The organism is Ruegeria sp. AL3, from assembly GCF_056536065.1.
The window spans coordinates 1,592,506-1,610,731 of record NZ_JBQFJG010000001.1 but is presented as its reverse complement, the minus strand read 5'-3'; the positions used below and the strand labels follow the sequence as shown (position 1 = coordinate 1,610,731).

General features: G+C 58.0%; 18 protein-coding genes and 1 tRNA gene. 8 read left to right on the top strand and 11 right to left on the bottom strand.

Annotated features, from left to right (window positions below; translation table 11 throughout):
• Positions 1 to 2 precede the first annotated feature (2 nt).
• Positions 3 to 410 carry a hypothetical protein gene (locus ACR3E6_RS08150; protein ID WP_152456982.1) on the bottom strand — a complete coding sequence of 136 codons (408 nt, stop codon included), beginning with the start codon at positions 408 to 410 and terminating at the stop codon, positions 3 to 5.
• Positions 411 to 595: 185 nt separating this feature from the next.
• Here ACR3E6_RS08150 and ACR3E6_RS08145 point away from each other — a divergent pair, with 185 nt between their 5' ends.
• Entirely contained in the window at positions 596 to 1,108 is a 513-nt protein-coding gene (locus ACR3E6_RS08145) for a toxin-activating lysine-acyltransferase (protein WP_171637991.1), read from the top strand.
• Positions 1,109 to 2,035, top strand: coding sequence for a Hint domain-containing protein (locus ACR3E6_RS08140; protein ID WP_480486650.1), 927 nt, complete (start codon positions 1,109 to 1,111; stop codon positions 2,033 to 2,035). It begins immediately after the preceding gene.
• 2 nt (positions 2,036 to 2,037) lie between these two features.
• Here the strand turns inward: ACR3E6_RS08140 and modC are convergent, their stop codons facing one another.
• Genes modC through modA form a run of 3 tightly spaced genes read right to left on the bottom strand, consistent with a single transcriptional unit; the run spans position 2,038 to position 4,612 of the window.
• Positions 2,038 to 3,138, bottom strand: coding sequence for a molybdenum ABC transporter ATP-binding protein (gene modC, locus ACR3E6_RS08135; protein WP_480486648.1), 1,101 nt, complete (start codon positions 3,136 to 3,138; stop codon positions 2,038 to 2,040).
• The gene (modB, locus tag ACR3E6_RS08130; protein ID WP_209835334.1) at positions 3,135 to 3,827 is read right to left on the bottom strand and encodes a molybdate ABC transporter permease subunit; all 693 of its coding nucleotides are present in this window, start codon (positions 3,825 to 3,827) and stop codon (positions 3,135 to 3,137) included. The genes modC and modB overlap by 4 nt, the downstream gene beginning before the upstream one ends.
• Before the next feature lie 5 nt (positions 3,828 to 3,832).
• Positions 3,833 to 4,612 (bottom strand): molybdate ABC transporter substrate-binding protein, encoded by a 780-nt coding sequence (gene modA / locus ACR3E6_RS08125; RefSeq protein ID WP_480486646.1) that lies wholly within the window; start codon positions 4,610 to 4,612, stop codon positions 3,833 to 3,835.
• Between the two features lie 294 nt (positions 4,613 to 4,906).
• On the opposite strand from modA, the gene ACR3E6_RS08120 reads away from it, so the two are divergent.
• Positions 4,907 to 4,982 (top strand) — tRNA-Val (locus ACR3E6_RS08120).
• Between the two features lie 70 nt (positions 4,983 to 5,052).
• On the opposite strand, the gene ACR3E6_RS08115 is transcribed toward ACR3E6_RS08120, so the two are convergent.
• From ACR3E6_RS08115 to ACR3E6_RS08100, 4 genes are read right to left on the bottom strand one after another with little or no spacing between them, the layout of a single operon-like run.
• Positions 5,053 to 6,294 carry a membrane dipeptidase gene (locus tag ACR3E6_RS08115; RefSeq protein ID WP_480486644.1) on the bottom strand — a complete coding sequence of 414 codons (1,242 nt, stop codon included), beginning with the start codon at positions 6,292 to 6,294 and terminating at the stop codon, positions 5,053 to 5,055.
• 50 nt (positions 6,295 to 6,344) lie between these two features.
• Positions 6,345 to 7,523, bottom strand: a complete 1,179-nt coding sequence (locus ACR3E6_RS08110) for a carbohydrate porin (RefSeq protein WP_171638000.1) — start codon at positions 7,521 to 7,523, stop codon at positions 6,345 to 6,347.
• Positions 7,520 to 8,284 carry a DUF3299 domain-containing protein gene (locus ACR3E6_RS08105; protein WP_480486642.1) on the bottom strand — a complete coding sequence of 255 codons (765 nt, stop codon included), beginning with the start codon at positions 8,282 to 8,284 and terminating at the stop codon, positions 7,520 to 7,522. The genes ACR3E6_RS08110 and ACR3E6_RS08105 overlap by 4 nt, the downstream gene beginning before the upstream one ends.
• Before the next feature lie 25 nt (positions 8,285 to 8,309).
• Positions 8,310 to 9,707, bottom strand: a complete 1,398-nt coding sequence (locus ACR3E6_RS08100) for a metal-dependent hydrolase family protein (RefSeq protein ID WP_171118964.1) — start codon at positions 9,705 to 9,707, stop codon at positions 8,310 to 8,312.
• Positions 9,708 to 9,849: 142 nt separating this feature from the next.
• On the opposite strand from ACR3E6_RS08100, the gene ACR3E6_RS08095 reads away from it, so the two are divergent.
• Together ACR3E6_RS08095 and ACR3E6_RS08090 are read left to right on the top strand one after the other, a co-directional pair.
• Positions 9,850 to 10,851: an AraC family transcriptional regulator gene (locus ACR3E6_RS08095; RefSeq protein WP_171725064.1), complete on the top strand. Its 1,002-nt coding sequence runs from the start codon at positions 9,850 to 9,852 to the stop codon at positions 10,849 to 10,851.
• A 536-nt stretch (positions 10,852 to 11,387) separates the two neighbouring features.
• Positions 11,388 to 12,386 (top strand): substrate-binding domain-containing protein, encoded by a 999-nt coding sequence (locus tag ACR3E6_RS08090; protein WP_171638007.1) that lies wholly within the window; start codon positions 11,388 to 11,390, stop codon positions 12,384 to 12,386.
• Here ACR3E6_RS08090 and ACR3E6_RS08085 read toward each other — a convergent pair whose 3' ends face one another.
• Positions 12,387 to 13,520, bottom strand: a complete 1,134-nt coding sequence (locus ACR3E6_RS08085; protein WP_171638008.1) for a Gfo/Idh/MocA family protein — start codon at positions 13,518 to 13,520, stop codon at positions 12,387 to 12,389.
• A gap of 38 nt (positions 13,521 to 13,558) precedes the next feature.
• A complete protein-coding gene (locus tag ACR3E6_RS08080) occupies positions 13,559 to 14,662 on the bottom strand; it encodes a Gfo/Idh/MocA family protein (RefSeq protein WP_480486640.1) in 1,104 nt (367 codons plus the stop codon).
• 123 nt (positions 14,663 to 14,785) lie between these two features.
• On the opposite strand from ACR3E6_RS08080, the gene iolC reads away from it, so the two are divergent.
• The 3 genes from iolC to ACR3E6_RS08065 are packed head-to-tail and all read left to right on the top strand — an operon-like array spanning position 14,786 to position 17,436.
• A complete protein-coding gene (gene iolC, locus ACR3E6_RS08075) occupies positions 14,786 to 15,754 on the top strand; it encodes a 5-dehydro-2-deoxygluconokinase (protein ID WP_171638012.1) in 969 nt (322 codons plus the stop codon).
• Positions 15,755 to 15,763: 9 nt separating this feature from the next.
• Positions 15,764 to 16,600: a 5-deoxy-glucuronate isomerase gene (locus ACR3E6_RS08070; RefSeq protein WP_171638014.1), complete on the top strand. Its 837-nt coding sequence runs from the start codon at positions 15,764 to 15,766 to the stop codon at positions 16,598 to 16,600.
• On the top strand, positions 16,597 to 17,436 hold the full coding sequence (locus tag ACR3E6_RS08065; RefSeq protein ID WP_480486638.1) for a class II fructose-bisphosphate aldolase: 840 nt from the start codon (positions 16,597 to 16,599) through the stop codon (positions 17,434 to 17,436). The genes ACR3E6_RS08070 and ACR3E6_RS08065 overlap by 4 nt, the downstream gene beginning before the upstream one ends.
• Positions 17,437 to 17,439: 3 nt before the next feature.
• Here ACR3E6_RS08065 and ACR3E6_RS08060 read toward each other — a convergent pair whose 3' ends face one another.
• Entirely contained in the window at positions 17,440 to 18,219 is a 780-nt protein-coding gene (locus tag ACR3E6_RS08060) for a TIM barrel protein (RefSeq protein ID WP_480486636.1), read from the bottom strand.
• Positions 18,220 to 18,226 lie beyond the last annotated feature (7 nt).

The following is an 18,226-nucleotide window of genomic DNA, read 5'->3' as shown; positions in this document are numbered from 1 at the left end:
GCTCAGAACGTGTCCATGATGAAGTTGTCATAGCAGTAGTTCTGCGCCGACGACGCCGACATGTTGGCCCCGACTTTCCTGACGGTGATGGAATATCCCGGCTTGGTATCCGCCCCCGGCGGCGGGGTCAGCGAGAATTGCACGGTCCGGACGCCGGGTTCATAGGCGCGCCAGATATAGATCCGTTGGTTGTTTGGCACGCCCAGACTGCGGATCGCGTAATCCCCAATTCCACACCAATAATTCACGGGCGCTGAGGATCCGATGGCCTTGACCTCGTAGACACCGTCCGGCATCGGCGTGATTTCCGTACGGAATTGCGGCCGAACGGACAGGCCGAACCCGACAGCCTCGGCCATCGCAGGTATCGACAAAAGCACGGCAGCAGCCAAAGTCTTGAATGAACGCATAATCCAGATATCCCGAAACAAGGGTCCGATACCAATAGCATAGTCGGGACGACCTGCGAGTAAAGCAGGACAGGCCAACGAGCCGGCAACACTGACCACATCAAAGAATTTATTCTACCCATATTGCAGGAAAGCAGTACACTCGCTGTAGACTTTTGGTTCCCGTTACACTGTTGGGCATCTCTTTGAGCAAGACGTTTCCAAAAGACTGGTTCGACTTCACGCCGGAAAAATATGCGGATCTGGGCGCTATGTTCTATCTGGCGGGTTTGACGAAAACACATCAGAAACGCAGTCTGGCACAGGTTTTGTACGCTTTCGAAACTCCGTTTCGCCTGGGCCAGTACCATATCTTCCGGCAGCACGGATTCCCTCGTGGTTTTGTCACCTTCGCCGGGCTCAACCCCGAAGCCGAGTTCCGTTATGCGGTGAAAGAAAAACCCCTTTCCGACACGGACTTTACCAGCGGATCATCCTTCTGGATCATTGATCTTGTGGCTCCGTTTGGACAGACCAGCCAAATTGTTGATATCCTCAAGCAGGAAATCCCGCACCCGCGTGTGCGCACCAACCGGATGGACAGTGACATGACACGCAATCGCATCGTCGAATGGACGCGGGATGAAGCGGGCGAGGTTCACATGCGCCTGTATCGCAAGAAGGAATTTGAACGCGTGTTGCAGCAAGGCGAGGGTTAATTGGTTTCAGTTCCGATCACAGGTGAACTGACCGGGGATGTGACTGGTTTTCCACCCAACGTTGAGACGGGACAACCCACTCTGGACAATGGAAACTTCAATCCGGTCACGCAAACCTGGACGATTGCGACACAACCCGCCAACGGCACCGCCTCGATCGACCCGAACACGGGAGAGTGGACCTATACCGTCGACCCGACGTTTTTCGATGGCCTCGACAAAGGCGAAGTCGTCTTCGATTCTTTCTTCATCAGCGTCTCGGGTACAACACAAGCCGGCCCATTCACCCTTCCATTCACCGGCACACCGGACCCGGTGGAAGTGGTCATCCGGATCGAGGGCGTCTGTTTTGCGGCCGGAACCCTGATCGAAACTGAAAGCGGCCCGCTTGCGATCGAAACGCTGGACGCGGGTCATATGGTGGCCACTGCCGATCACGGTCTGCAACCTATCCGCTGGATCGAAAGCAGCAGAATTCCACCCGAACGATTATGCGATGAACCTGCTTTGCGCCCCGTTCGTATCTCGGCGGGCAGTCTGGGGCCGAACGAACCCTCACGAGACCTTCTGGTGTCGCAGCAGCACAGGATCCTGGTCAAAGGCCCGAAAGTCGAGCTGCTTTTCGGCGCATTCGAAGCCCTGGTTGCCGCCAAACACCTGTGCGGATGGCCCGGCATCTGCATCGATACATCGGTTCAAACGGTCGAATATCTCCACGTCCTGCTGGACCGGCATGAGATCCTGAACGCCGAAGGCGCGCAGGCCGAAAGCCTGTTTCTGGGGGAAGAGGCCCTTTATTCGCTGTCCTCTGAGGCATTGCGGGAACTGGCTTCGATATTCCCCGACAGACCGACCTCGGGTCACACCGGGTTCGGGCGCGCGGCTCGTCTGATACTGCGCGAACACGAAGCCCGCGCCCTCGCCTGAGCCTAGCTGCTGGCCACAATGCGCCCGCCGACATCCTGCGGGGCCAATGCAACCGTCTTGATCACGGCATAACATGTGCTGCCCGGTTTCAGGTTCAGGGCCGCAACAGATCGACGCGTAACCCGCGCAAGCACATTGCCCGCCGGCGTCTTTACCGACACGATGGCACCCGGCCCCTCGCCTGACCGGATCGAGTCCACGGTCCCGCCAAGCACGTTCAGCGCCGAAAGCCCCTCGGGTTTGTTGTTCGACAGGATCACTTCCTGAGCGGGTATCCGAATCCGCAAGTTTGCCCCGACCTCATGCGCGACACGAGGCAGAAACAGCCGCGCGCCATTGGCGTTCAACTCTGTCAGCCCGTCGGAATGATGCTTTGCAACCTGAACCTGCAACACGGCCCCGACGGCACGAATTCCCGCAGGGGCGACTGACGGGTCGGCAAGCATTTTGGATGCGGGCCCGTGGCGAACTGCCTTGCCATCCTGCAACGCAACAACGGACGTTGCCAACCGGGCCACTTCGGCGGCAGAGTGGGTCACATAGAGGATCGGAACCGAGACCTCGTCCCTGAGACGCTCGAAATAGGGCAAGATTTCCGCTTTTCGCTCATCATCCAGTGCTGCCAACGGTTCATCTGCAAGGATCAACCGCGGGCTTGCCAACAAGGCCCGCCCGATGGCGACGCGCTGTTTCTCACCGCCTGACAACCCGGCAGGTCTGCGGTCCAGCAGATGACCGATGCCCAGCATGTCGATGACCCTGTCGGGGTCTTCGCGGCGTGTGTTTTTCGGCGCAAACCTACGCCCATAGGCAAGGTTCTGGCGCACGGTCAGATGGGGGAACAACCGCCCTTCCTGAAAAATATACCCCAATCGGCGCCGATGCGGCGGCAGCCACAGGCCCTGTTCCGTGTCGAACAGAACCCAGCCATCTACCGACACCCGGCCCGCCTGGGGCCGCAACAACCCTGCCACGGCATTGACGATGGTGGTCTTGCCCGATCCCGAGCGCCCGAACAGCACCGTCACGCCCGGTGGCGCATCAAAACTGACATCCAGATCGATCCCCGACAGATGGTGGTGCAACCGAACAGACAGGCTCATGATCCGGCCACCCGAGCTGCAGCACGCCGCCCCACATACTCCGACAGCAACAACGCGCTCATTGCGATGACGATCGATATCAGAACCAGCCGCGTCGCGGCTGCCTCGCCGCCCGGGACCTGCAAAAAGGCGTAGACAGCCGAAGGCAACGTCTGCGTCTGACCCGGGATGTTGGACACGAAGGTAATCGTCGCACCAAATTCACCCATGGCCTTGGCGAAGGCCAGAATAGCCCCGGCTATGACACCCGGTAAAATCATCGGCAAGGTCACCGTACAAAACACCATCGGACGCGACGCGCCCAGAGTTGCCCCGGCCTGTTCCAGCTTCGGGTCCACCGCTTCGATCGACAAACGTATCGCCCGGACCATCAAAGGGAAGGCCATGATCCCGGCGGCAAGGGCCGCGCCTGTCCAGCGAAAGGCCACTACGATCCCGAACTCGGCGAGAAACCGGCCCAGCGGCCCTTGAATGCCGAAGGTCAGCAACAGCAGGTATCCGGTGACAACCGGCGGCAGGATCAAAGGCAAATGCACCAGACCATTCAAAACCTGCCGTCCGGGAAACCGCCAACGCGCCAGAGCATAAGCGACAAATATCCCAAACGGCAAAGTCGCCAGCGTCGCCCAGAAAGACACGCGCAATGAAAGCTTCAAAGCTTCCATTTCGGCAGGCCCCAACCAATCCAAGGCAATCACCTGACCGGCAGGGTAAATCCCTGCTCCAGAAATACAGCCGTGGCTGCATCCGTTTTCAGGTGTTCAAGAAAGGCGTGTGCTCCTTCTTTTGCATTGAGGGTCAGTGCCGCAGGGTAAATTATCGGTGGATGCAGATCGGCAGGGAATGTCGCAACGACTTGGACCCTTTCTTCCACCCTGGCATCTGATTGGTACACGATCCCAAGCGGCGCGGCCCCTGCCGCCACCAGAGCCAGCGCAGCGCGCACATTGTCGGCCTGCGCCACCTGTGTCCGCACAGCCTCCCACTGGTTCAGACTTTGCAAAGCAGCTTTGCCATAGATACCGGCAGGCACCGCGTCGACCAGTGCCATGGCCAGATAGCCGTCTTTCAAGTCCGCCTTGAGGTCATATCCGGGCTGGATCTCACCCACTTGCGCATGATCTTCAGCCCCGATCAGAACCAGGCCGTTGCCCAGCAGATCAACCCGAGAGTCTGCCCGGATCAAACCGTCCTGCTCCAACACATCCATCCAATCCGTATTGGCCGAGACAAACACATCCGCAGGCGCGCCTTGCTGAATCTGCCGGGCGAGGACCGACGACGCCGCATAGGAAACGGAAACGCTCTGACCGGTCTGCTCATCGTACCCTGCAACGATTTCATCCAATGCGGTCTTGAGGCTGGCCGCTGCAAAGACCAGAATGCCTTCTGCACCGGCCTGAATCGGGGCCAGCGCCGTCATGCCAAGGACCAATGCCACCATCCAAAATCGGCGGGCGAAGGATAGGGTCATGTACACTCCCGACCGGTTTGCTTCAGTCTCTCTGGGGATATCGGACGTCACCGGTGGCGCGCAAGCGCCTTTGGCCATTTACACATGATGGGTCGCAGGTTGAGCAAGGCGGTTTCCATCGATCCGTCTTAAAATGTGCTGCCCACCTTCCAGCCCGAGAGGCGCCCCGAACGCCCGCCTGTTCGGCCTACTGCTGACAATATGCCCCGTTGGACGGCCGCCAGCGAAGGAACGCAAGAAAATCTTCCAGACCCTCTTGCACCTGCCCGCAGGCTTGGCTAAATGCAGCATCACGGGTGATTAGCTCAGTTGGTAGAGCGCTTCGTTTACACCGAAGATGTCGGGAGTTCGAGTCTCTCATCACCCACCATCCTTTCCCCCAAAATTTCTGCGCTGTTCCGCATCCGGGGCCAATCATCATTGATGCCGGTCCCGAAAGTCTATCGCGAATAAAACCCTTCTCGCAATTCCTGCCTGAGACGCAGACGCTCGGGGTATTCTTTCAGAAATTGTTCGGGGGGGGTGCCCTCCCAGACTTGCGCGTAAACCCGCATCTTGTTGCCGCCATAGATCTTTTCGAGGTCTTCATCGGAATAACCTCTTGCCCAGAGATCATCGGTAATTGCCGCAAGGATTTTGGCCAACTCACCGTTGCCGGTCGCCCCTTTGTTGAACGCGTCGATCATATAGCCGCCATCATCATACATGCTGGCGTTTGCAGTCGCGAACTGCACAACCAATTCAGTCGAGAACATGTCATCCGTTGCGATCCCAACGTGGTCGACCCCAACAAGTTGAACATAGTAGTCGATCATGTCGACGGCTTGCTTGGGTGAGATATCTTCAGGCCAAACGCCGTCCATCATCCATTCAGTGAATGTCGGAGAAACATAGCCGCCCGATTTGGCCGCACGCAGGGCCTCGTCATCGGGAATGGCCCGATAACACCCGCGTGGCGTCGCACCGGGTTCGTTTGCGTAAAGGCCGGCAGGAACCGAATGCGTGTAAACATAAGGCACGCCGGGATAGTTTTCGTCCATGTAGTCCATGGCGTCGTTGGCCGTTTTGGAACCCGTGTGGCTCAGGTCCAGAAGGATGCCGAAACGCACCATTTCATCGATCACCGACTTGCCCCAAGGGGTCAGACCGATATCGCGCCCGTTATAGGCCGCCAACTGCCCCGACCCGGTGCGGAAGATATCGTTGTAGGCCAGGATCATACTCTTGATCCCCATATCCTTAAGCAACGCCATCTTCCTCAGGTCGCCATCCAGAATCGTCGCCGTCTGGCTGTTCCAGATGACCGCCGTCTTGCCTTGAATATGGGCGGCTTCGATATCGCGGGTTTCATTCACGATCAGGTAATTCTCTGGCTGTTGCGCCATCGCCGACCGGAAGTGGTAGTGCTGATCAAGAAAGGTCTCAAAAGACATATCCGCTGCGGCCAGCGTCATCTCATGACCTGTTATTCCGTTGTCCCGAGCCCGCGCGAAGTAAGTGTGCAGCTGTTCGTCTTCAGTCCAGCCGGTGCCGTAGGGGCTGGCCAACATGCCAAGCACGATTGTGTCATTCACAAATTGCTTTGCTTCATCCGACGCATCCCATGTCTTGCTTTCCTCGCTCGCGTGCAGCGCGGCACCGGATACGATTGCAATGGCGCTTGCGGCCAACCAAGTTTTCATGACTGAGCCTCCCAAATTGGTTTCGTGTGAGTTGCTGCTTTCGAGCCGCATCAAAAAACGATCCGGGTGCGCAGGCTGAACAACGTGATGCTATCCTGATTGGCGTTCAGCAGCGGATTGGAGATGAACTGTAGTGACGGCGTGATTTGCAGACCGGGTGAGATTGAAAAGCGATAGAATGCTTCCAGCGTGAACTGATCGCCGTCGATGTTTCTTGCTTCGGCCCAGTTCAAACCCAAACCGGCCAGATCGGTGTTTCGACCGTAATAGCCCAGCCCGGCAGAAACCGAACGATCATACAGCGCTGCCGTGCCTTTCGACGCCCCTGCCCGAACGAACGGCATCCATTTGTTGTCGACAAACCAAGCCGCGGAAAACACGGCGCCATAATCTTCTGCACGGCTGCCATCGTCGGCCGCATCTGCATGCCAGAGGGTCAAATGGACATTGTCGAAATAGATGCGATCAAAGCCCGAAGTGTAGCCAATCTCAAACGATTTGAAGAGATTGCCGTCCCTGAACACGTCAAGACTTGGATCCGACGGATCGGCGTTTGCGTCTGCAACGCTGGCAACGGCGTAGAAGTTTTTGCTCAGCTTTATCCCACCGGCAATGCCAATTCCCTGGTTGGGTGTGTTGATTGTCGGGTTGGTGTTGAACGACAGGTTTTGGAACCCGCTGTAGGGGCTGACCAATCCATAGATATCCACAAAGTCCGTTACATCAATCTGGCCGACTTGCAGCGTCCACGCGCCGTTCTCGGCCCTTTGGGTCCAGAACAGGTTGGTCAGCAACAAACCATTGTCGTTGAAGGCTGTCCCGGTGATCGACAATGCACCTCCGTCCAGCCCAAGGAATTGCGGGGCAACATCGGTGTATCCGTGCCGATCTTCGATTTTGAATGTCAAAGAACCCCGCTCGGTTGCCTGCCAACTGCCGTAGACACGCGCGATTCCACTTGCGGCCTCACCAGTTCCCAAATCAGCGTTCGTGGATTGGCCCAACGCCAGGTAATCCACGTTGAACCGAAACCCGCCCTCGGCCAGCCGGTCTTTCCACCGAAACCAACCCGGCGCGATGTTGCGCGGAAATTCGGAACGGTAATGCGGATCGGTCAGGCCATCGCCAGGTTTCAGCTCGGCCTCGACCGAAGAAGGCCCGGACAACCCCTGCGCAGACGCCGTACCCGCGCAGGCAATGCTCAATGCGGCAACAAGGCGCCCTATCATTCCGACGCCTTTGCGCCGCCAGTTTTACGATTGCCAGCAGCTCGGACGCGATCGGCTGCACGCTGTCTCCATTCCAGACCGTCGGCCTTGGTTTCCAGCGTTTCAACGCTGTCCGTCTCCAGTTTGAAGGTCGCATTCATCGGCACAAGCCCATCCACGACCATCATGTTCTGAACCGAGGGTTCAATCGTCAGCCTACCTGTAAGCCGAACGGGTTCATGGAAGTAACTGGGGGCCCAGTCGCCGTTCAACCGCACCCGGATCATCTGATTGGGCGGAGGCGGGGGCATGTGGCTGCACATCCCGCGTTCTGGCACCAAATATGCAACCGCTCGCCCGTCCGGATCGTTCGGCGCGGGAATGGCAAAGCCTGTCAGCGTAACACTCTGGCCATCGAGTTGCGGATTTCCGTTTGTTCCTGCCTTTCTTCGCCGCTCTTTCACAGCCTCTCGCTGATCGAGCAGCCAGTCGACATCAACGCCACCCTCGGCCAAGGCGTCTTCAGTCTCGGTCAGAAGCTCTTGCCATTTCTGTCTTTCCTCAACGCTGCCGACATCCTGCTGCAACCTGCCGCGCAAGCGCACGACGAAGAGGACATCGTCAAACTGTTCAGGGCTCAGATCACGATAAGGGTCATCGAACACCTGCACCGACGGGTCCGGAAGGTCAGACCAGTCAAGCGTCGCATGGGGCGTTGCCATTGCGGAATGACCGCTCAGGACAAAGCCAGCGAAAACTGCGGCGCGAAACCAAGGGAACATCAAATCTCTCCAACCGTTATTTGGGTCAGTCCAGTGTGTTCTTGTATATCACACCGTCCTTCATAATCAGTCGGATCGTTTCCGGGCTTTCCGGCCTCGGGTCGGCGCCAAACCATTGATCCCCGGTTCCAACGACGGAAAAGTCTTCAAGTGGGTTTCCGTCGATCAGCAGGATATCAGCATAGGCCCCTTCCTCGATAACGCCCAGATTGCCTTCGGGATAGGGGTTCATGAACGGTCCGGACAAAGCGGCGATTTCACCGCCAGTAGATGTCATTGCGACCAACGATGCGTGAGAGCCAAAGAACTCATTATTGAGATGTTTTTCATAGGCAATTTGAATATTGCAGGCAGCTACAGAACCTACGCAATCCGTGTGAAACCCTCTTTTAGCTGGGCACTCATTCATGTTTTTTATGTAGTCGCCGAAAGCCTGCGTGGCGGACTGTGCCTTTCGTAAGCTGGCTGGGACATCTCGAATGGCAGGAATATCGAAGAGATTTGGATCAAATGCCGTGAGATTGGTTGTGATGTAGGCTCCTTTCTCTTCCATCAGCGCTGATATTTCACAATCAAACATGAAACCGTGTTCAATTGATCGCACACCAGCATTCAGTGCCGCCATGATCGTTTCCTTGCGGTAGGAATGGGCCATGACGTAGCTTTCGTATTCGTTGGCAACCTGCACGGCCGCTTCTAACTCTGCCGTCGATCCAGCCAATAACTGCCACGGGTCAAACACTGAAACTACACCGCCTGATTGCATGTACTTCAGTTGTGTTGCTCCCATCCGAAAGTTGTTACGAGCAAACTTGTACATTTCGGAGACACTGTCGACTTCTTGGGCCATATTCAGACGGCTGAAATTTGAAGACTGGCCAACAGGTGCTGTAAAGTTGGCGAAATCAGCATGGCCACCACGCGTACTTAGAAAAGCAGCCGCAGGGTAGAAACGCGGCCCGACAATAGTCCCGGTGTCGATTGCGCGGCGAAGCCCTCCATTAGCGCCACCTGCATCTCTTACGGTGGTAAAGCCTTGCATTAAGTACATCTCAGCCATTTGAGTGCCGTGAATCGCGAGGTCTTCCCAAGTGCTGTTGGCTTCCATTGCGGGCAACGTGGGTCCTGGCAGCATCAGGTGTGCATGATTTTCGATGAAGCCGGGGGTCAGTGTCCGCCCTTCTCCGTCAATAACCGTAGCATTGGGGGCATCAATCACTTCAGTTGATACGGCCTTAATCAGGTTGCCCTCGACCAATACGCTGGCATTCTCGATACGTTGCTCATTCACGCCATCAAAGACGTGCACATTGGTGAACAGCGTTTGAGGATCTTCTTGATCCTGAGCCTGCGCAGCCACCGAAAAACCAAAAACTGCCGCGACCATTACCGCCGGGCAAAGGGATATTCGCATGTTGGTCATAGGTCTTCCCTTCACATTCACGTTTTACCGAACGTAGCCCGAAAACTCTTGGGCGGGTTGCCACTTTTGGATTAACATGTGCGAATGTGACCGCAAAAAAGGCCACTGAACGAAACCATTGGTTTAAAAAAGGGTGACGGACGTGCCACTCAGCTCCACTTCTGAAGCGCATAGCGAAGGCTTTATCCGCCTCGCGCTGGCCGCCCCGTTTCTGCAATATCTCACCGACCGCAGGATCAATCCGCAACCGGCCTTGGATCAGGTCGGCTTGAAGGCCGACCTGCTGTCCGACCCATCTGTCTATGTCCACTCGGAACTGGTCTATGGTCTGTTGAATGCCTTCTCAGAGTTGTCAGGGGATCGATACCTTGGCCTGAATGTAGGAGAGACATTTGACCTGCAAGGATGGCCGCCGTTCGCTCGGTCGTTGCAATCCTCGAACACTCTGTTCGAGTTTTTTGCCCGGTTCGTCAGGCTTGTGCCACAAGAGTCCAACTCCGTGCGGCACAGCCTTGTCGTGGAAGCAGACAAAGCGATCTATCGGATCGCGCGGCAACAGGAACCAACCGTTCCGCCCGTTCAGGTTACCGGGTTCGGGGCTGCCATCTATGTGCGCCTGTTGCAAAGCGTGGTCGGAAACGCGTGGGATCCGTCCCGGGTGCGATGGGAAAGCAGATACATCCTTGGCTTGCCACGCGGTTACAAAGGTATCGAAGTCGGTCTTGGACCCAACCCCGGAATGCAGATCAGTTTTCCCGTGGAATGGTTGTTTCTACACCATGCGGCAGAGGAGTCCGAAGCGCCGACAGCCACGATTCGACACAATGAAGACGTCACCGTAGTGGCCGCTTTGCGGTCTGTCCTGCGTGGAAAACTGGATGAGTCAGAGCTGGGGCCGGAGGTTGTGGCCGGATTGCTGGGTATCCAGCCCGAGCGGTTCCTGAAAGCACTTCAGAAACATCAGACAACACTTCCCCGAGAGGTAAGGCGTCTGCGGGTCGATGTCGCCAAGAAGCACCTCAGAGAAAGCAAAATGACAGTTGCCGAGATCGGCCTCATGCTTGGCTATTCCGACAAGTCCCACTTCACTCGGTTTTTTCGAAACCAGACCGGTGTGACGCCAACCAAATTCCGCCTTGGATAGCACCTGCGCTGCGAATGGGCGGGTTGGCGTTCCACTGCTTCTCTCATGTGTGTCCACCAAGGGATGGCAAGAGTTTTTGCCACGGTCATGGAGCCAATGCCAAGGGTTGAAAAAGCTGTTGCCCCACGGTCCTTTTGGCAACGCATGCGCCGTCACGCATGCCTGTTGCGGCTCGATCGGACGTGACTTTGAAGACGGCAGGAGAGGATATGCCCTTGAACCGTTCCGCAGTTTATGCAACTTCAAATCGCTGACAACGCCAAGCATTTCTAAGAAATCGTGCGCTTGGCGGTAATGCAAGACGGCGTCTTGGTGCATCTGCGGATTGGAAAATGCGCTTCGGTTATGCCGAAGATGTCAGGAGTTCGAGTGTCTCATCACCCACCTTTTTGCCTTCAAAATTTCGACGCTCAAACACGCTTGAATCGTCGCGGCAGAGTTGCAACCGGTTGCAAGTTCAGGTCGATGATGCATAATGCTCGGGCAATGCCAGACTTATCTGTTTTCCTGCCTCGCTGTAATCGGAGTCCCGCAGCGTGAGCGTGACCCTGAAAGACGTGGCCGCCTTGGCCGGTGTATCGCGATCTGCGGTGTCGCGCACCTTTACCGAAGGTGCCTCGGTTTCCGCAAAAACGCGCAGCAAGGTTGAAAAGGCCGCGCGAGAGCTGGGCTACAGCCCCAATGCTCTGGCTTCGTCGCTGACGACCGGGCGCACCAAACTGATCGGGTTGATTTCGAACAACTTTCACAACCCGATCTTTCTGGAAGTCTTCGACCAGTTTACACGCGCCTTACAGGAACGCGGCCTGCGCCCGCTGATCGTGAACCTGACGGACGAGACCGAGCCCGCCAATTCCGTACGCATGCTGCGGCAATATTCGGTGGATGCGGTGATCGTCGCCTCGTCGACCTTGCCGCCCAGCTTTGCCAAAGCGTTCCACGATGCGGGCGTGCCGGTTGTGCACACGTTCGGCCGGTCTGCCACCTCGCCCGAGGTGCATGTGGTCGGGATCGACAATGTGGAATGCGGCCGCATGGCCGCGCGCGAGCTGGTCGCGCGGGGTTATGCCAGCGTGGGCTATCTGGGCGGGCCGCAGGATGCGACCTCGTCCCTGGACCGGCAGCGGGGCTTTTTCGAGGAAATGGCCAACCATCCGCAGATTCCCGTCAACCACTCCTTCGCCGGAGCTTATTCCTTCGAGGCCGGCCGGGCCGAGATGCTGCGCCTGCTGGCGGGTGATCCTGCGCAGGCCTATTTCTGCGGCGACGACATCCTGTCGATCGGGGCGCTGTCGGCGCTGGCCGATCACGGGCTGAAACCGGGCACCGATATCGGGATCATCGGCCTGAACGACATGGAGATGTCGCGCTGGGAATATATCAACCTGACGACTATCCATCAGCCGATCAAGCAGATCATCACCTCGTCGGTCGATCTGGTGGAAGAGATGCTGAAGGCGCCCGATCGCTACCCCGAGGCACGGATTTTCCCCTGCCGGGTGGTCGAGCGAGGCACGTTGCGGCCCCGCCCCTGATCAGCGGAACATCGGCGGGCGGGCGTCTTGCCAGGCACCATCTGCCTTGCCCGACACAACAGCCGCGTGCACCGCTGCGATCGATCGCACGCCATCCGCTGCGGTGGGCAGGCCATCCCGGCTTTCACCGCGGATCGCATCCGCCAGATCACAATAGATATTGGCTACGGCCAGCGGGAAGCCTTCGGGGTGCGCGATGGCGACCCGAGACAGGCGCTGCACTTCATCATGAAGCCCCCCCTCGCCCTTTTCGATGATCTGGGTGCGCCCTCCTACCGGGGTGTAGATCAACTGGTTGGGTTGCTCTGACGCCCAGCGCAACCCGCCGGTTTCGCCAAAGACCTGAATGTCAAAGCCATGCTGGCGCCCGATCGCCACAGAAGATGTCCAAAGACGCCCGACTGTGCCGCTTTCCATCCGGAAGTTGATCATTGCATCGTCTTCCAGTTCCCGGCTTGCGATCGTTGAGGCCATATCAGCCGAAAGCGTCTTCACCTCATCATCGCAGATAAAACTGGCCATATGCAGGGCGTGGATACCGCAATCGGCGAACTGCCCGGAAACCCCTGCCATCGCAGGGTCATAGCGCCAGCGCACGCGCGGATTGTCCGCATCGGTGGCATCCCCATGATGGCCGTGGCTGAAATTGGTCACCACAAGACGCACCTGTCCGATTTCGCCTGAGCGCACCATAGCGCGGGCCTGCCGCACCATCGGATAGGCGGAATAGCAATAGTTCACCGAGCAGATCTTTCCCGACGCTTCGGCGACGCGGACTATTTCCTCACCCTCTTCTACAGTCATGGTCATCGGTTTTTCACACAAGACATTGAAGCCCGCCTCAAGATAGGCCTTGGCGATCTCGAAATGCGTCGAATTCGGAGTGGCGATTGTCACCAGATCGATCCGGTCTTCACGGTCCTTCTCACCGGCCAGCATCTCTTGCCAGTCGCCATAGGCGCGATCAGCGGCAACACCCAATCGCTGCGCGTATTCCCGGCCCGCTTCGGGCCGGTGATCCAGCGCGCCTGCGGCAAATTCAAACAGCCCGTCAGCCTGTGCCCCCAAGCGGTGCGCGGGGCCAATCTGGCTGCCTTCACCACCACCGATCATGCCCCATCTCAACTTAGCCATGGTCATCGTCTCTCATTAGAACTTTTTTGTTTGAGCGATCAGAAATCGCGGATGTCTTTCCACTGCCGCTGCTCTGACGATGCCAAGGCGGCGGCAAGCACCCGGTTGACCTCATGCCCGTCGCGAAAGGTGGGCCAAGTGGCCTTTCCGGTGTGGACGGCCTGAAGAAAGTCTTTGGCCTCGATAATGATCTGGTCCTGATAGCCTGTTCCGTGGCCCGGACCCTGGCAGAAGGGCTCGTAATCCGGATGCGCCGGTCCGGTCAGGATTTTTGTGAACCCACGGGACGCTTCGGGTCCTTCCCGCTTGTAGAGCCACAGCGCGTTCTGGTCTTCCTGATCGAACCGGATGGCGCCCTTTGTTCCCGATATTTCATAAGCATAGCCCATTTTCCGCCCCGTCGCGACGCGGCTGAAATACAGGTTGCCCATAACCCCGTTTTCAAAACGGCACATCATCTGGGCATGATCATCATTTGTCACTTCACCACCCGGTCGGGTTTTGTGAACCGTTTCAACGTCCGCCATCACACGCGCGATCGGTCCAACCAGCGCCAATGCACCGTTGACCATATGCGGTGCCAGATCTCCGATGGTGCCATTGGCCATGCCCGTCGTACGCCAGGAGGCAGAAGCGTGCGGGTCGGCATAGAAATCCTCGGTGTGTTCGCCCCGGAACCAGGTGATATCCCCGATTTCACCATTTGCAATAAGCTGGCGTGCGTATTGCGTCGCAGGCGTACGAACATAGTTGAACCCCACCATGTTGACCGCGCCCGACGCTTCGGCAGCAGCAACCATGGCCAGACTGTCCTCAAGCGATGCGCCCAATGGTTTTTCACACAAGACCGGTTTACCCAGTGCAAAAGCTGCTTCGGCAATCTGACGATGTGTCGATTGAGGCGAGGCGATGACGATTGCCTGAACCTTGGGATCCTCAACCAATACCCGCCAATCATCGGTCGCTCGGTCAAAACCGTAGGCCGTCCTGTAACGTTGGGCGCTTTCGGGGCTGGAGGCACAGATGACCTCGAGCCGGGGTCTCAATGCCGTGTTGAACACCGCGCCGACCGCTGACATGGCCACGGAATGGGCCTTGCCCATATAGCCGCCGCCGACGATTCCAATTCCGATTTCAGGCATCTGCAACGGCTCCGAACATATCATTTGCAACCGGTTGCAAAATCAGTATCGTGTGAATCGATTCAACGCAAGGTCCAAACTTTGCCGACCCATTCTGCCGGAGGACAAAACTTGAGCGTTTTGATGGATGGTATCAAAGGAAACCGTTTCGCCGTTCTGGGGCGTGCGGGTATGGACCTTTACGCAGACCCAATTGGTGTCAAAAGCGAGGATGCCAGCACGTTTCATGCCGACCTTGGTGGTTCTTCTGCCAACATTTGTGCCGGGCTGGTCAAGTTGGGCAGCGAGGCGTCGCTGATCACGTCCGTCTCGAACGATGCGATTGGGCGGTTCTGCCTCAACCGGTTGCGGCATTACGGGGTGGACACATCCTATATCCGCATTCTGGGCGGCGAATACCGCATGTCTTTGGCCGTGTACGAAAGCCGGATCGAGGACTTTCAGAATGTGATCTATCGCAACGGGGCCGTTGATTTCCAAGTCACGAAAGAGGATATGGACAGAGTCGATTATTCATCTTTCTCGGCAATCATCTCGGCTGGAACGGTCTTTGCGTCCGAACCGTCGCGCAGCGCCACATTCCAGGCCTTCGAGAACGCCCGAAGCGCAGGACTGCCGATCATCTTCGACATCGATTACCGTCCGTACAGCTGGCCCTCGGCCGAGGTGGCTGCCGAAGTTCTGTCGCGGGCTGGCGAAGCCAGCGACCTGATCGTCGGCAATGACGAAGAATTCGGATTCATGGCCGGCGGCATCGAAAAGGGTTTTGCCAAAGCGCAGGAACTTGCCCAAAAACCGGGTCGGATCGTCATCTACAAGATGGGCGAAAAAGGTGCTGTCACCTTTGTGGACGGGCAAGAGCTGCGAACCGGTATTTACCCGGTTACGGCCGTCAAACCCAACGGGGCTGGCGACAGTTTCATGGCCGGGCTTCTGGCCTCGATCGCGGCGGGGCACGATCTGAAAGACGCCGTCATGCGCGGTTCGGCCTGCGCGTCGATCGTGGTGTCGCATCCCGGTTGCGCACCCGCCATGCCAACGACACCAGAACTGGACGCGTTCCTCGCTTCGCATCCCGGCCCGACCACATAGGAGAGTACCATGCATATCGCGCCCTATGACAATCGGAACAAACCCATCGTAGACGCCGATGATCCGACCGTTCCGCTGAACTATTTCAACATCGTCAAACTGAACATAGGTGAAGCGTTCGAATACCAGGTGCCGGGCTACGAGACCTGCATCGTGCCCGCCACCGGCAGCGTCGACGTGGACGTCGAAGGCGTGCGCTTTGCCCATCTGGGTAATCGGGGCGAGGATGTCTGGGATGGCGAACCCGAGGGAGCCTATGTCCCGTCGGGAGCACGGGCGCAGATGGTCTGCGTGTCAGAGGCTGCCGAGGTGTTCGTGGCAGGCGCAAAGTATGACAAGGTGCTGGATCCGTTCGACGTGCGCGAGCACGACCTGGTGCAATACGGCAGCGACGACACCAAGACCCACCGCAAAATCAAGCACATCCTCGGCCAGAAACAGCATGACAAGGTCGGTCGCCTATTGGTGAGCGAGCTGTTCACCGTCGGTCAGGGCGGCTGGTCGGGCTTTCCCAGCCACAAGCACGACACCAACCGCCTGCCGGACGAGACCCGGCATGACGAAACCTACAATTTCCGCTTCAAACCCAACTGGGGCTCGGGCCTACAGATGCTGCAACGCGAGGACAACGAGCCGGGCGATGCCTATCACATCGTCGATGGCTCCACGATCTGCATCGACAAGGGCTATCACCCCTGCTGCGTGCTGCCGGGATACGAGATGTATTACTTCACCATCCTCGGCGGGCTGACCCAGCGGTCGCTGGTACAGTATTTCCAACCCACCCATGCCTATCAGATCGAAACGATCCCGGGCATCAAAGACATGATCGCCAAATTCAAATGACCCTCGTTACGCTCAAAGACGTCCTGCAACCCGCCTACGAACAGGGCTATGCCATCGGCGGCCTGGTGACGCTGGGCTGGGAAGACATGCGCGCCTATGTCGCCGCCGCCGAGGCCGAGAACGCCCCGGTGATCCTGCAAGCCGGACCTAGCTGCCGCGAGCACACGCCGCTGCCGATCCTGGGCAAGATGTTCCGGTATCTGGCCGAAAACGCCACGGTGCCCGTCGTGGCGCATCTGGACCACGGCTATACCTTCGAGGACTGCAAGATCGCGCTGGACAGCGGGTTCACCTCGCTGATGTTCGACGGGTCGCGCAAGCCCTTGCAGCAGAACATCGATGAAACCGCCGCGATTGCCGAAATGGCCCATGCCGCCGGGATCTCGTGCGAGGGCGAGATCGGCTTCGTCGGCTATTCCGGCGGTGAAGGTTCCAACGGCACGGATCCCGAGGAAGCCGCGAAGTTTGCCCGCGACAGCGGCGTGGACGCGATGGCAATCTCGGTCGGAAACGTCCACCTTCAGCAAAAAAAGGAAGGTGGTCTGGACGAAAACCGCATACGCCAGATCGACTCCATGACCGACGTTCCACTGGTCATCCATGGCGGATCGGGTGTGCCGGTCGAACAGCGCGCGCGGCTGGCGCGTGAAACCGCGATCTGCAAATTCAACATCGGGACCGAGCTGCGCATGGCCTTCGGCACCGCCCTGCGCGAGGCCGTAAACCGCGACCCCGACCGGTTCGACCGGGTAACGATCCTGAAGGAAACGCACGACTCGGTTGAGGCTGCTGCCCGCACGGTGATCCGCGCCTTTGGTGCGCCACCGCAGCGGTAACGCTTAGAGCGTGAATGCCGACCGGAAGGCGTTTAGCGCGTCTTCCGGGTCGCCTGCGGCGAAGGCTTCCATCCCGACCGGGCCGCGATAGCCCAATTCGTTCAACGCACGCGCCACGGCGGCATAGTTGATCTCACCGGTTCCGGGCTCGCACCGACCGGGATTGTCGGCCACCTGCACCTCTCCGATCCAGGGCAGGCATTTTTCGCACCAGCGGATCAGATCCCCCTCGCCGATCTGGGTATGGTAGAGGTCGAGATTGATCCGCAACTGCGGACGATCAACCGACGAAACCAAGGAAAGCACGTCCGCCGTTGACCCGAACGGACAGCCTGGATGGTCCAGCAGGTTCAGGTTTTCAAGCGTGAACACCACATCTTCGGCCTGGGTCAGATCACAGATCCGGTTCAGGGTGTCCCTGGCCTTGAGCCACATCGGCCCTGTGACCTCGTCATGTTGCCAGATCGGTATGCCACCATCACCCAACCCGGTGCCGTGCAGATTCAGACGCGCAACGCCCAGACGCTTGCCGACCTGAATTGTTTCGGCCGCCGAGGCCAGCAGCATCTCGGCCCCGTCATCGTCGGCCAGCCGCCCCTGAAGATAGCCGTTCATGATGGTGAAACTGGCGCCGGTTGCGACCAGTCTGGGAATATCGAGCTCCGGCCAGTTCCACAGCCCGACACCGAACCCCATCTCGGCCAGCCGGGCGGCGCGCCAATCCATCGGCCTGTCCAGCCACAGCATCTCGGCACAGGCCGCAAGTTGAAACGGTTGAGGCATTGATTTC